This window comes from candidate division KSB1 bacterium (assembly GCA_034505495.1).
Taxonomy (GTDB): domain Bacteria; phylum Zhuqueibacterota; class Zhuqueibacteria; order Residuimicrobiales; family Krinioviventaceae; genus Fontimicrobium_A.
Genome location: JAPDQV010000016.1, coordinates 3,715 through 17,138 on the forward strand (window position 1 = coordinate 3,715; position 13,424 = coordinate 17,138).

Consider the following 13,424-nt stretch of genomic DNA (forward strand, 5'->3'; position numbering starts at 1 on the left):
GTCCGCCTTGCTGGAGGCAATGCAGGAACGGCAGGTAACCATCGGCGATCAGACCTTTCGGTTGCCGGAACCGTTTCTGGTCTTAGCGACGCAGAACCCCATCGAGCAGGAAGGTACTTATCCTCTGCCCGAGGCGCAGGTGGACCGTTTCATGCTCAAGCTGTCGATCGGCTATCCATCCCGCGAAGAAGAATTGGAAATTATGCGCCGCATGACGCGGCTGGAGACGCCAACTGCGGAACCGGTCGTCACGCCGGAAGAAATTGTCGCCGCCAAGAAAGCGGTGCACGAAGTCTATATCGACCCGAAAATCGAAAACTATATCGTCGACATTGTATTTGCGACGCGCAAGCCTTCTCAGTATGGGCTGAACGAATTGGACGAGTTGATCGCCTACGGCGCTTCGCCGCGCGCCTCGATCTATATGAGCATGGCCTCGAGGGCGCACGCCTTTTTGCGCCGCCGCGGCTTTGTGACGCCCGAGGATGTGCGCTCCATTGCGCTGGACGTTCTCCGTCACCGCGTCATCCTCACCTACGAGGCCGAAGCCGAAGAGATCACTGCCGAAGAGGTGGTGAGGCGCATCATCAACAAGATCGAGGTGCCGTGAGAAAAAAATCTATCGACGGGAAACATTTAAAGCCAAAGTCGGAGAGGCTGACCGCTTGGTACCCAAAGAAGTACTCAAAAAGGTCAAACGCATCGAAATCACCACCCGCAGCCTGGTGAACGACGTCTTTTCGGGCGAATACCACTCGGTGTTCAAGGGCCGCGGGATGGAGTTTGCCGAGGTGCGCGAATATCAGATCGGCGACGACATTCGGACGATCGATTGGAACGTCACGGCGCGTCAGGGCAGGCCTTACGTCAAAGTGTTCGACGAGGAGCGCGAACTCACCGTGATGCTGCTGGTGGACGTCAGCTCTTCCGGCGAGTTCGGCACGGTGCGGCAGATGAAAGGCGAGATTGCCGCAGAGATCTGCGCCCTGTTGGCGTTTTCCGCGATCAAGAACAACGACAAGGTCGGACTGATCATTTTCTCCGATCAGGTCGAAAAGTTCGTACCGCCGCGGAAAGGCAAGTCGCATGTGCTCCGTGTCATTCGCGAAATTCTCTATCACAAGCCGCAGGGCACGCAGACGAATATTGCCGCCGCTCTCGAGTTCCTCTCGCGTGTGGCGCGCCGTCGGTCGGTGGTTTTTTTGGTTTCCGATTTTATCAGCTCGGGTTATGAAAAAGCGCTGCAGATTGCCAACAAGCGGCACGATCTGGTGGCCGTCACCATCACCGACCCGCGCGAGATCGATATGCCCGATGTGGGCATCCTCGAATTGGAAGACGCCGAGACCGGCGAAATTCTTTTGCTCGACACTTCCAGCCTGGAAGTGAGGCGGGAATTTGCTCAGCGCACGAGCGAATGGTCGGAGCAGCGGGAAAAGCTCTTTCGCACCTTGGCGGTCGATTCTATCGACATCCGTACCGATCAACCCTACATCGAACCGCTGATCCGCTTTTTCCGTATGCGCGCCAAGCGGTTCCGTTGAGACATAATCGGAGGTAGTCACCCAATGAAAAAGTTCCTTGTGTTGAGTTTTGTTTTTGCAGCAATGCTGCTTTCCGGATGCGGAGGAGGAAAACAGACGGTCAATCCCGACAAGCTGCGCGAATATGCGGGCGAGTTGGTCAACCGCGGCCTCTATCGACAAGCGGCGGCGGCTTATGAGGAGTACTTGCAGAGCGGCAAGATCGATGACAAAGAACGCGCCAACGTCAATTACATCATCGCCAATCTCTATTTCGACCGCATCAAGGATTACGAGGAAGCGCTCGCTTATTATCTCAAAATCAAGCACTTTTTCCCGGAAGCCGGTTTGATGAGCGAGGTCAACAAGCGAATTGTCGCCTGCCTCGAACGGTTGGATCGGCCGACTGATGCCCAGCAGGCTTTGAGCGAGACGGTGCAGCTCAAGCCGGACACCGTTCCCACCAAGCGGCCCGGTGAGGTAGTAGCCGAAATCGGCGGCCGACAAATCACCCAGGGAGACCTGGATTATGAAATCAGCAAGCTGCCGCCGAGCGTGCGCAATCAGATCACGACGCCCGAGCAAAAGCGCGACTTTTTGCGCGAATATGTGGCGACGGAGCTGCTGTATGATACCGCCCTGCGCGCCGGCCTCGACAAAGACCCTGAAGTCGTGGAAGGAACGTTCCAGGCGAAAAAGGCGTTGATGGTACAAAAACTACTGCAGGACCGAATTGCAGGCAAAGTGCAGATCGAGCCGAGCGATGTAGAGCTCTATTATCAGGCACATAAAGACAAGTATGTGGAAAAGGACGCCGAGGGCAATATAGTTCGGCAAAAGACTCTGGATGAGGTTCGGGCGGAAGTTCAACAAGAGCTTTTGCGCTCGAAATATCAGAGCGCCTATCAGGGATTGATCGAAAAGATGATCATTGCCGAAGGCGCCAAGTTTTACGAGAACCGAGTCAGGTGACGATTGAACGGAACGGCCGGCGAATGAAAGGCGTAATCAAGAAAACTGCACTTTTTTTTCTGATCGGGTTTGCGTCTTTTGAAAGCAACGCGGCGGCGGATGAAATTACCGCCGAATCGACGGTCGACCGCAGCCGGATGCTGATCGGCGACGTCATTACCTATACGGTGCGGGTGGTTTATGACCCTGCAATCGAAATCCAGATGCCCGCTTTGGGCGCCAATCTGGGCGCTTTCGAGATCCGCAGTTATGAAGTGCTGAAGCCGAAAAAGGAAAAAGGAAAAAAAGTCGAAGCGGTCGTCTTTCACCTTTCGACTTTTGAAACCGGCGAATTCGAGATTCAACCGTTCGAAGTCGCCTATCGCAGCAAAATCGATACGACTTGGAAAAGGATCGCCACTCAGCCGCTGCAGATCGTCGTGGAAAGCCTTAATCCGGACGAAAAGGGCGACATTCGCGACATCAAGCCGCCGATCACGCCGCCCTACAACTATCGTGCGTTGTTCGCCTGGATTGCCGCTTCGCTGGCGGCATTGGCGCTGGTCGGCGCCGCGGTTTATATCATCCGGCGGCGGCAGCAGGGATTGCCGCTTTTGCCGCGCCGCGCCAAACTGCCGTCACCGGTGCACGAGGTGGCGCTCAAAGCACTTGATGAGCTCGTGAATTCGGATCTGCTTGCCAAAGGCGAAATCAAAGAATATTACAGCCGGCTGTCCGACATCATTCGCCGTTACGTTGACGGCCGCTATGCGATCTATGCCATGGAGATGACCACCACCCAACTCCTCGAAGCCATGCGCGAAGCCGGTTTGGCCGAAGAGCTGGTGGAAATGATGCAGAGTTTCCTGCAGCCCTGCGATTGGGTCAAGTTTGCCAAATATCTTCCGAGCGAAGAGGAACATCGTCGGACGACCGAACTGGCCTATCGGTTCGTCAACGAGACCAAGCTGGTTCTGACAGAGGAACCCAATGAATCTACAGCTAACGAGAAAGCAGCGGTTCCGGTGACGGAGCAGTCCTTGGAGGGCGGCGATGTTTAGATTTGCGAGCCCTTATTTCCTTCTGCTTCTTCTGGTTTTGCCGGGCATGGTCTATTATTATGTCCGCAGCCTGAAGCGGCGCAGAGTACAGGCGACGCTGCGCTATTCGACCCTTGGTGTCGTCAAGAGCGTGACGCCTTCGAAAAAGGCTCTCTATCGTCCCTTCTTGTTTGTGCTGCGGCTGATTGCCGTGGCCGCCGTGATCATTGCTCTGGCGCGGCCGCAGTCCGGCTCCAAAGAGTCCGAGGTGACGACCGAGGGCATCGACATCATGCTGGCGTTGGACATTTCCAGCAGCATGCTGGCCGAAGATTTCAAGCCGCACAATCGCATCGAGGCGGCCAAACAGGTAGCGGCCGAGTTTATCAAAGGCCGGAAGAACGACCGCATCGGGCTGATCATTTTCTCGGCGCAAAGCTTTACCCAGTGTCCGCTGACGCTCGATTACGGCGTTCTGTTGCGGTTTCTGCAGGAAGTCCACACCGGCATGATCGAAGACGGTACGGCCATCGGCTTGGCCATAGGCAATTGCGTCAAGCGGCTCAAAGATTCCAAGGCAAAGAGCAAAGTGGTGATCCTGCTGACGGACGGCCAGAACAACCGCGGCGAATTGGATCCGATCACTGCGGCGCGGCTGGCCAAAGCGTTCAACATTCGCATCTACACCATCGGCGCCGGTACGCGGGGACAGGCGCTCTATCCGGTCGACGATCCTATTTTCGGCCGCCGCTATGTGAGCATGCCGGTTCAGATCGACGAGGAGCTGCTGCAGCGCATCGCCAAGATCACCGGCGGCAAGTACTTTCGGGCAACGGATACCGAAGCGCTGAAACAGATCTATGCCGAAATCGGCGAAATGGAAAAAACCAAGATCGAGGTCAAAGAATACACCGTATATCGCGAGCTCTTTATTCCTTGGCTGTTGCTGGCCTTGGCGGCTTTGACTGCAGAAATCGTGCTTGCGAATACGGTTTTCCGCAAGATTCCTTAAAGAGTGACGGATCTATGCTTCGCTTTGCGGCACCACATTTTTTCATTCTGTTATGGCTGATTCCCGGGCTGATTATTTTTTACATTGCGGCTCTACGGGCAAAGAAACGGGCCATGGAGCGGTTCGGGAACTTGACATTGGTGCAAAAGCTCGCCGGCCGCAGCCGTCAGACCGACAAATTTACGATCCTTTTGATCGCCATTTTGGTGATGATTTTCGCCTTGGCGCGGCCGCAGATCGGCACCAAGATTGAAGAGGTCAAGCGGGAGGGGGTCGATATCATCGTCGCCATCGATGTCTCGCACTCGATGTTGGCGCGCGATGTACAGCCGAGCCGTCTGCAAAAGGCAAAACACGAAGTGGAGACATTCATGAACCGACTGCGGGGCGACCGCATCGGACTGATTGCCTTTTCGGGCGTGGCTTTCGTGCAGTGCCCATTGACCCTGGATTACGGCGCCGCCAAGATGTTTCTCGATGTGATCGATACGGATTTGATTCCTGTTCCCGGCACGGCCATAGGGAAGGCTATCCAAAAGGCGATCGAAACCTTTGATCAGCGCGAACGCAAGCACAAAGTGTTGGTGCTGATCACCGATGGTGAAGATCACGAAGGCGACGTGATGAAGGTGGTTGCGGAAGCCGAGCGGCAGGGGATCGTCATCTATTGCGTCGGCGTCGGTACGCCGCGCGGCGAGCCGATACCGCTTTCCGACATGCCGGGCGCCTTTAAAAAGGACCGCAAGGGCGAAGTGGTGCTCAGCCGCCTGGACGAGGTGACGTTAGAAAAGATCGCCCTGCAGACCGGCGGCAAATATTACCGCGCCAGCACGGCCGAAGACGAACTGGAAAAGATCTATGACGAGATCGCCAAAATGGAGAAAAAAGAGCTCGGCTCTCTCCAATTCACGCAATTCGAAGATCGATTTCAATACCTATTGGCCGTCGTTTTGCTTTTGTTGTTGATCGAATTCGTGCTGCCGGAACGCAAAACGGAGAGACAGGAATGGCGCGGCCGATTCTTCTAAGGGTTGGCAAGATGAAGGCAAGGATCTTTTGGCTGCTGTTGGCTGCCTTGGTTCCGCTGCAGGGACAGACCCTGCGGGGCAAGATTATTCAGGGCAACCGGCATTACGAAGCCGGCCGCTACGATGAGGCGCTGAACAAATATCGCGACGCCCAAACCAAAGATCCGGAATCGGACATTCTGCGCTTCAACATGGGCGCGGCGAATTATCAAAAAAAGAACTATCAAGAGGCGTTGGAAGAGTTTCAAAACGCCCTCAAAACCAAGGATGTATCGCTGCAGGCTCAGGCCTACTACAACCTCGGCAACACGCTGTTTCGGATGAACAAGCTGCTCGAGAGCGTTTTGGCCTATCAGGAGGCGCTCAAGCTGAATCCGAACGATCAGGATGCCAAGTACAACTTGGAATACGTCCGCCGCCTGCTCAAGGATCAGGCAAACCGCAATCAGCAGCAGCAACAGCAGCAACAGCAACAACAACAGCAGCAGCAACAACAGCAGCAAAATCAGCAGGAGCAGCAGCAACAGGAGCAGAAACAGCAGGAGCAACAGCCGCAATCGCAGGACGACCAACAGCAGGAACAACAGCAGGAGCAGATGCAGCAGCAGCCGGCTTCCGAAGACGATATTTCGAAAGAAGATGCCGAGCGTATTCTCCAGGCGCTGAAAGAGAATCAGGACAATTTAAAGGATGCGCGGCGGCAAAAGTTCAGCGGTGACGTGCGCGTTTTAAAAGATTGGTAAATCAATTTGAAAGACTATGAAACGAATCCATTGGATTTTCAATAGTCTGCTTTTTCTCGCGGCAGCGGCCATCGTTCAGGCCGAACCGCTGACAGTGACGACTACGGTCAGCCGAAACCCTGCCTCGCTCAATGAGCAGGTCATCTTTACCATCGAGCTGTCGGGCGACGGCGCCGCCAAAGTCGATCGGCCCGAGCTGCCGGACATGGGCGGCTATTTGACCTTTTTAGGATCCGGCGGTACGTCTCAAAACATCACCTTTATCAACGGCAGGATGTCGGCTTCCAAATCATACTCTTTCTATTATCTGGCGACCAAGGTGGGTTCCTTTACCATTCCGCCGGTCAAGGTGGTGTACGACAATCAGACCTACGAATCCAAGCCGATTAACATGACGATTGTGCAGGGCGCGGCGCCGCAGGCTGTGCCCCCGGCGGCCTCTGCGGCCGACCGTGCTCCGGCCGCCGCCGGTGAGGATTTGTATCTGCGCACGATCGTCAGCAAAAAGCGCGTTTATCAGAATGAGCCGGTGTTCGTCACCTTCCGCATCTATGCGGCCGTCTCGGTCGGCGGTTATTCGATCGTTTCGCCGCCGGAGACGTCCGGATTTTGGGTCGAAGAAATCGAGGCGCCGCAGCAGCCGCAGGTGAACGAAGAGGTCATCAACGGCAAGCGCTACGTTTATGCCGACATCAAAAAGATTGCCGTGTTTCCCACCTCTGCGGGCGAAAAGACCATTGGTCCGATGACGCTGCAGTGCGAAGTCCGTGTCCAGGGGCGGCGCAGCCGCGATCCCTTTGACATGTTTTTCAATGACCCGTTTTTCAGCCGCACCGTGACGCAAACTATAGCGTCACCCGCGGTGACCATCGACGTAATGCCGCTTCCTGAGGCCGGCAAGCCTGCCGAGTTTACCGGCGCTGTCGGCAAGTATCAGCTCAAGGCCGAGCTCGATCGCACCGAGATAACCACCGACGACGCCCTGACGCTCAAAGTTACCGTCAGCGGCAGCGGCAATATCCGCATGATCAGCGAACCCAAGGTGCAGATTCCGCCGGAATTTCAGTTTTATGCGCCGAACGTTTCGGAAAACATTTCACGCCGACCGGGCGCCGTTTCCGGCAGCAAGACCTTTGAATACGTGTTGGTGCCGCGCTTTGTCGGCACGCAGCGCATTCCGCCGGTTGTATTTGCCTATTTCAATCCGGAGAGCGGTTCCTACCAGCGGCTGACGACGCCGGAACTGACCGTACATGTTGCCAAAGGTCAGCGCGCAGTTTTGGCCGGCGGCTCGGGTTTGACAAAGGAAGAGGTCAAATACATCGGCCAGGATATTCGTTACATCAGGACGGAACCGGGAAAATGGCGGCGGATTGGGGTTAAGCCTTATCGGACGACCGGGTTTTTTATGGGCTTGATCTTGCCTGTCCTTGCTTTCGGCATGGCTTTCCTCTATCGGCGAAATCAGGAAAAGCTGAGCAGCAACATCGCACTGGCGCGCAGTCGGCGCGCGAATGCAGCGGCGATGCGGCGTTTGAGCAAAGCCAAATCTTTTCTGGCCGTGCAGCAGCAGAAACAGTTTTTTGCTGAAATTGCCGAGGCTTTAAACAACTTTGCCGCCGATAAATTGAATTTGGAAAAGGCCGACTTGATCAGCACCGATTTGGAACAGGCTTTTCGCAGCCGCGGCGTGGACGAAGCATTGATTCGCGACTTTTTCGCGCTGCTGCAGACCTGCGATTATCAGCGTTTTGCCCCCTCCACCGCAACGATCGACGATATGGAGCGGGTCTATCAATCGGCAAAAGAGGTTCTCATTAAACTGGAAAAAGTTTTGTGATATGAAGGCAACAAGCTGGATTTGGGTGCTTTTGCTTTCCACCGGCTTACGGGCAGAGTCGGTTGATCTGCTTTTTAACCGCGGCGTGCAGGCGTACGAGCGCGGCGATTACCGCGAGGCCGCCCAATGGTTCGAAGAGGCAGCCCGACAAGGATTGGCGAGTCCTGCCTTGTATTATAATCTTGGCAACGCCTATTTCAAGCTGGAAGACATCGGTCGAGCTGTCCTCAACTATGAACGGGCAAAACAATTGGCGCCGCGGGACGAAGACGTCCTTTTCAATCTCGGCGTGGCACAGCTGCGGGTGGCGGACAAGATTGCGTCGCCGGAATTCGACGTGATTTACAAGACTTTTAACGGCGTCAAAACGGCGCTGACCCTTCCCCAGTGGATGCATATGACGCTCGCATTATACGTATTACTCTTTGTATTTTTGATCGCTCTTTACCTCGATCGAAAAAAGTTTGCTTTTGTTCGCCTTCTGATTCGGCCGACGGCTGCGCTGCTGCTTGTCGCGGCGCTGTTTTTTGTCCTCAACGTTCGCGATGATCTGACGATTCAGGAGGCAATCGTTCTTTCGCCGAGCGTCGATGTGCGCAGCGGGCCCCAGCGCGACGCCACGGAGGTTTTCACTCTGCATGCCGGCGTCAAGGTGCGCGTCTTGGATCGGTCCGCCGGCTTTTTGCGCATTCGCCTGACGGACGGCAAAGACGGCTGGATACCGGCCGATGCTTTGGAACTCATTTGATTGGACAACCATGGAGCGGCGATTCGACCGTTCCACCCCATGGCCTTTCGTCGCAAAAAATATGACGCCGCTTATCGTCTGACGCTGCGTTGGTCTCTGGTCATCGCCCTATCTCTTGTTATTGCCTTTCTGCATATCCTGCCGAAACGATTTGCCGCGGTGCCGCAGCCGATCAAACCCGTCGTCTTTGAATTCACTGTGGAAGAAATTCCGGTCACCCATCAAAGCGGACGACGGGCTGCGCGTCCCGTCGCACCCTCGATCCCCATTCCAACCGAAGAACCAGATTTGCCGCAGGATGCGGCGCTGATCGGCAACACGTTCGATTTCGGCGCCGGGCTTGAACAAGGACGACCGCAGACGGCCAAACAGGACACCATTCCCCCGCGGCCTTTGGTACAAGTATTGCCGGAATACAGCAAAGAGCTGCAGAAAATGCGGGTGCAGGGGAACGTGCGCCTGCTTCTTCTCATTAATGAGCGCGGCCGTGTGGAGCACGCCGTTGTGTTGGAAAACACGACCGGCAGTCGCGACTGCGAAACGGCGGCAATCGAGGCGGCGCAAAAGAGCACGTTTGCCCCTGCGACGGTCAATGGCACGCCGGTTGCAATGTGGCTTGCTTCGACTTTTTCTTTTCAGCCGGACGACAAGCGTCGTTAAGGACAACTGAAAAAACTTTTCGTAAACAATGAGATTTTCCTATCGTCTAAGATTCGGAAAAAGGAAAAAGCCTGAATCCGACAATCGGTCGTCGGAGGGCGGCTCTGACATGTGGAGGAGTTGAACATGTTACGATGGAAAAAAATCATGGGATTGATGCTGTTGAGCATAGCGCTGCTTTCCTTGAACGGATGCTATACGCAGCTCAGCTCGCAGCGCGTACGGTCCGATGTGTATGATGATGAGTACTATGCCGAGGAGGAGACGCGGGATGAGCCTTATTGGGATGTGGAAGAGCAGCGCCAACCCAAGTCGAAGGAGACGGTCGTTTACCATCACTATGATCATGACGTCTATGTGTACGGTTATGCGCCGGTGGTTCTGAACGCCTGGTGGTACGATCCTTATTGGTATTATACCTCCGACTGGTGGTGGCGTGAATGGCGCTATTATGACCCGTGGGTCGGCTTTTACGCCTATTGGGGCGATCCCGTGTTTTATATGAGTTATCGCGTCTATGGAGGCTGGGGATGGTTCAGGCCTTATTATGTGTATTACGCCGGACCGGTCATTTATCCCGTTTATGTCGGCGGCGGCACGGTTGTAGTAAATGAACCTCGGCCGTTCGGCAGGCGCTCTATCGTTCAGAATGTGCCCACGCGTCGCACCGTAATGACGGCTGCGGGCCCGAGCTACGTCACGCCGCGTACTCGCAGCTCCGACTCCCGCGATGCAGCCAGGACTACGGTGCGGGCAGCCTCGAGCTCACAGTCGGGCAGAACGCGCGGTACGGCGATTTCATCGCCGACGCGTCGAGAAACAGTAACCCCGCGCTCCGCTCCGACCCGCACTCGGGAAGCCGTCGGCGTGCGTCAGCGCACGACCGAAGGGACCGTGCGCGGCACGACTCCTGGTTCGCGCACTGGTAGAGAAGGTAGAGAAATGCCGCAGTCGACCGGCACGCGAGTTCGCGAACGCTCGACCACAGACCAGCCGAGAGAACCTGCTTCCGAGCAGAGACCGGCAACAACCCGTACGCGAACCGTGACCAATCGAACGCGTGAGAGCGATTCGCCCGCGCGTTCTTCCGCCAACACGCGGCCGAGCTACACGCCTTCCTCGCGTCGCGAATCCGGCTCCTCGAGCTCGCCGTCGATCAATCGGTCGAGCGGCAGTTCAAGCAGTCGGCCATCTTCCGCCGGCTCTTCGGGAAGTTCCGGTTCTTCCGGAACCGGTTCTTCCGGAAGCAGCAACTCGGGCTCCAATCGTTCGAGCTCGAGTTCCTCCGGCAGCGGCAGAAGCAGAAGATAATTCCATCTACAAGTTCAGGAGATAACGAGCATGAAGACACACCGCAGCATCTTACTCTTAACAGCGGCAATTTTTGCGGCCGCGTCACTTGCGGCCCAGGAAGAGATCTTTTTTATCGGTCAGGAATTGGGCGTGGGCTCGCGCGCCATGGGCATGGGCGGCGCCTATGTGGGCCTTGCCGATGACTATTCGGCCATCTATTGGAACCCGGCAGGACTGGCGCAGATCAACCGCATGGAATTGAACATCGGCTTTTCGCACAACAAAGTGGTCAACACGGCGGACTTTATCGGGGTGCGCACAAAAGCCGAAGATACCTTTACACGCTTGAACTCGCTCGGATTGACGATTCCGGTACCCACTTACCAGGGTTCGCTGGTGTTCGCCTTCGGGTATAATAAGGTAAAGGACTTTGACAATCGTTTCGAGATCGAAGGCTACAACGAAAAGTGGGCTGCCTATCCCGATTATTTTTACCAAACCGCAGAGGATTGGCAATATACTACGGTGGAGAACAATCTCTATCAACAGCAGTCGATCATCGAAAAAGGCTCCCTCAACCACTTTTCCTTTGCGGGCGCCGTCGAGGTGCAGAAAAACCTTTTCCTGGGCGCAACCATCAATTTGATCGGCGGCAAAGACGATTATGCGATGGATTTCACCGAGAGTGATATCTACAACCTCCATAATGTCTATCAAGAGTACGACGCCGACAGCCTGGAAAACATCTCTGATTTGGATTATTGGAACTATCGGCAAAGTATCGTTTCGGATTTCAGCGCCGTCAATTTCAAGATCGGCGGTCTTTACCGATTCGGAAGAGCGTTGCGCCTTGGCGCCGCGGTCAAAACGCCGACGACGTATCGCATCAAAGAAACGTGGGCGGATTCCTGGGATGAATACTATGACAGCGGCGAGTCCTTCAGCGTCGAAGAACAGAGCGGCAGCACGCAATACAAAATCCGCACGCCTTACAGCTTTTCGTTCGGCGGTTCCTTCAAATTTCTGAACTTTTTGGTCAGCGCCGCAGCGGATTTCGAAGACTGGTCGCAGGCCGAGTTTCTCACCAATCCGCCGGTTGCCGGGCAGACCAAGAACCAGGTCAATGCCCGCATTCAAAAGGATTTCAAATCGATTACCCGTTATCGCCTGGGCGCCGAGATGTATATCCCCATAGTTCGCGCCCGCATTCGGGCCGGATACTTTGAGGATCCCTCGCCGTATCGTTACACCGACATTCGGCCTGATAAAAAGTTTTTGACTGCCGGCGCCGGTCTTATGCTGGGACGACAGGCCATGGTCGAGCTTTCGCTGCAGCACGGCATGTGGCAGCGAAAGACGATCGATGACTTGACGCAGTCGCCGGCAAAAGAAGATATTACATTCGACAAAGTCGTCGGAACTCTATCGATTAGGTTCTAGTTTTATTGCGAACTCGACTTTTACTCTGTTTATTGCTTCTTGCGGCGACTCTGGCCTGCGGCAATCGCGGCCGCTTTCGGCCGGCCAGAGTCGCCGGCGACCGAGAGCTGGATTATCCCCTGGAGGCGCAACTGGCGCGCATCGAGGGGGAGGTAAGCCTCTCTGTTTTTGTCAATCGCGAGGGAAAGCCCGAAGATATTAAAATCCTCCAATCTTCCGGTTCGGACATTCTCGACAGCGCCGCCTTCCGTTATATCCGCAACCTGAACTTTGTCCCCGCCCTTCTGAACGACAAGCCGGTCGATTCGTGGACCCGGTTGATTCTGCGCTACAAGCTCACCGACGTAGCCTTTGAAGAGGCGCGCTGGGTGAATGAGGTGCTGGGGTTTCAATCGGCAGCCAAGTTTGCGGCAAATTCTGAGGAACGCGATGAAGCGCTGCGCAAGCTGTATATTCGCTATATCGGATTGGTTACCTATGTGGAAAAGTATCCGCGCATATCCATCAATGATGCCGTCCGCAAAGTTTGCCTGCGCGAGACGAATGACTACTGGGAACCGCTGCGTCAAGTGGTGCCCATGACCTTTGCTGTTTTCGATGATTTTCTGCGTCGCTATCCGGGTTCCGCTTTAAGCGCAAAAGTCAAAGAGGACCTGATCCGCCAACTTAGTCTGGCGGAGGCGGAAATTAGGGTGGCGGCATTGAGCTCAGCCAAGTCGGCTCGAAATGCACCGGCTTTGATCGCTTTGATCGAAAAGCGGTTGGACGAATTGAGCAATACGCGATAGAAATGGTTTGTTTGGGGAATTCTCTGCATCTCGACGACATTGCCGTATCATGGTGCTGAAACCGGTAGCAAAGAAAGGAATCGATGGTGAAAAAACAAATTGTCATTCTCCTTTGTCTGGCAGCAGCCTTGCCCTTGTTTGCCCAAAAGCGCGGATCGTCTGAACTCGGCGGCGGAATTTCCTTTTGGGCTAAAACGGTCGCCGATTCTTCCGTCAGCAATCTGGACTTGCTGGGACTTTACAGCTATTATTTCAACCGCAAAGTGATCCTCGAACTGCTGCCCAGCGTTACGCTCAATTTTAAAGAGAGCGTGATGGACGTCAACGGCCTGGCGGTTGTCGGACTATCCTACAAGCT

General features: G+C 55.1%; 14 protein-coding genes. All 14 read left to right on the forward strand.

Annotated elements, in window-relative coordinates; translation table 11 throughout:
• The coding region (locus tag ONB24_08190) for a MoxR family ATPase (GenBank protein MDZ7316088.1) at positions 1-610 on the forward strand (610 nt) is incomplete at its 5' end.
• Between the two features lie 55 nt (positions 611-665).
• Positions 666-1,544 (forward strand): DUF58 domain-containing protein, encoded by an 879-nt coding sequence (locus ONB24_08195; protein MDZ7316089.1) that lies wholly within the window; start codon positions 666-668, stop codon positions 1,542-1,544.
• 24 nt (positions 1,545-1,568) lie between these two features.
• Positions 1,569-2,495 (forward strand): hypothetical protein, encoded by a 927-nt coding sequence (locus ONB24_08200; protein ID MDZ7316090.1) that lies wholly within the window; start codon positions 1,569-1,571, stop codon positions 2,493-2,495.
• A 23-nt stretch (positions 2,496-2,518) separates the two neighbouring features.
• Positions 2,519-3,535 carry a hypothetical protein gene (locus ONB24_08205; protein ID MDZ7316091.1) on the forward strand — a complete coding sequence of 339 codons (1,017 nt, stop codon included), beginning with the start codon at positions 2,519-2,521 and terminating at the stop codon, positions 3,533-3,535.
• Entirely contained in the window at positions 3,528-4,526 is a 999-nt protein-coding gene (locus ONB24_08210; protein MDZ7316092.1) for a VWA domain-containing protein, read from the forward strand. The genes ONB24_08205 and ONB24_08210 overlap by 8 nt, the downstream gene beginning before the upstream one ends.
• 14 nt (positions 4,527-4,540) lie before the next feature.
• Positions 4,541-5,554: a VWA domain-containing protein gene (locus ONB24_08215; GenBank protein ID MDZ7316093.1), complete on the forward strand. Its 1,014-nt coding sequence runs from the start codon at positions 4,541-4,543 to the stop codon at positions 5,552-5,554.
• A gap of 11 nt (positions 5,555-5,565) precedes the next feature.
• Entirely contained in the window at positions 5,566-6,297 is a 732-nt protein-coding gene (locus tag ONB24_08220) for a tetratricopeptide repeat protein (protein MDZ7316094.1), read from the forward strand.
• A 16-nt stretch (positions 6,298-6,313) separates the two neighbouring features.
• Positions 6,314-8,137, forward strand: a complete 1,824-nt coding sequence (locus tag ONB24_08225) for a BatD family protein (GenBank protein ID MDZ7316095.1) — start codon at positions 6,314-6,316, stop codon at positions 8,135-8,137.
• A gap of 1 nt (position 8,138) precedes the next feature.
• Positions 8,139-8,885 (forward strand): tetratricopeptide repeat protein, encoded by a 747-nt coding sequence (locus ONB24_08230; protein ID MDZ7316096.1) that lies wholly within the window; start codon positions 8,139-8,141, stop codon positions 8,883-8,885.
• Positions 8,886-9,545, forward strand: coding sequence for a TonB family protein (locus ONB24_08235; GenBank protein ID MDZ7316097.1), 660 nt, complete (start codon positions 8,886-8,888; stop codon positions 9,543-9,545).
• 126 nt (positions 9,546-9,671) lie between these two features.
• Positions 9,672-10,856 (forward strand): hypothetical protein, encoded by a 1,185-nt coding sequence (locus tag ONB24_08240; GenBank protein MDZ7316098.1) that lies wholly within the window; start codon positions 9,672-9,674, stop codon positions 10,854-10,856.
• Positions 10,857-10,886: 30 nt separating this feature from the next.
• Entirely contained in the window at positions 10,887-12,278 is a 1,392-nt protein-coding gene (locus ONB24_08245) for an outer membrane protein transport protein (protein MDZ7316099.1), read from the forward strand.
• A gap of 5 nt (positions 12,279-12,283) precedes the next feature.
• Complete coding sequence (locus ONB24_08250) at positions 12,284-13,066, forward strand: energy transducer TonB (GenBank protein MDZ7316100.1); 783 nt, start codon at positions 12,284-12,286, stop codon at positions 13,064-13,066.
• 83 nt (positions 13,067-13,149) lie between these two features.
• Positions 13,150-13,424: hypothetical protein (locus ONB24_08255; GenBank protein ID MDZ7316101.1), on the forward strand; the 275-nt coding region annotated here is incomplete at its 3' end.

Coding starts and splice junctions, on each gene's coding strand:
- ONB24_08215 (MDZ7316093.1), top strand. CDS start 4,541: ATGCTTCGCTTTGCGGCACCACATTTTTTCATTCTGTTATGGCTGATT.
- ONB24_08200 (MDZ7316090.1), top strand. CDS start 1,569: ATGAAAAAGTTCCTTGTGTTGAGTTTTGTTTTTGCAGCAATGCTGCTT.
- ONB24_08230 (MDZ7316096.1), top strand. CDS start 8,139: ATGAAGGCAACAAGCTGGATTTGGGTGCTTTTGCTTTCCACCGGCTTA.
- ONB24_08210 (MDZ7316092.1), top strand. CDS start 3,528: ATGTTTAGATTTGCGAGCCCTTATTTCCTTCTGCTTCTTCTGGTTTTG.
- ONB24_08240 (MDZ7316098.1), top strand. CDS start 9,672: ATGTTACGATGGAAAAAAATCATGGGATTGATGCTGTTGAGCATAGCG.
- ONB24_08245 (MDZ7316099.1), top strand. CDS start 10,887: ATGAAGACACACCGCAGCATCTTACTCTTAACAGCGGCAATTTTTGCG.
- ONB24_08205 (MDZ7316091.1), top strand. CDS start 2,519: ATGAAAGGCGTAATCAAGAAAACTGCACTTTTTTTTCTGATCGGGTTT.
- ONB24_08220 (MDZ7316094.1), top strand. CDS start 5,566: ATGAAGGCAAGGATCTTTTGGCTGCTGTTGGCTGCCTTGGTTCCGCTG.
- ONB24_08225 (MDZ7316095.1), top strand. CDS start 6,314: ATGAAACGAATCCATTGGATTTTCAATAGTCTGCTTTTTCTCGCGGCA.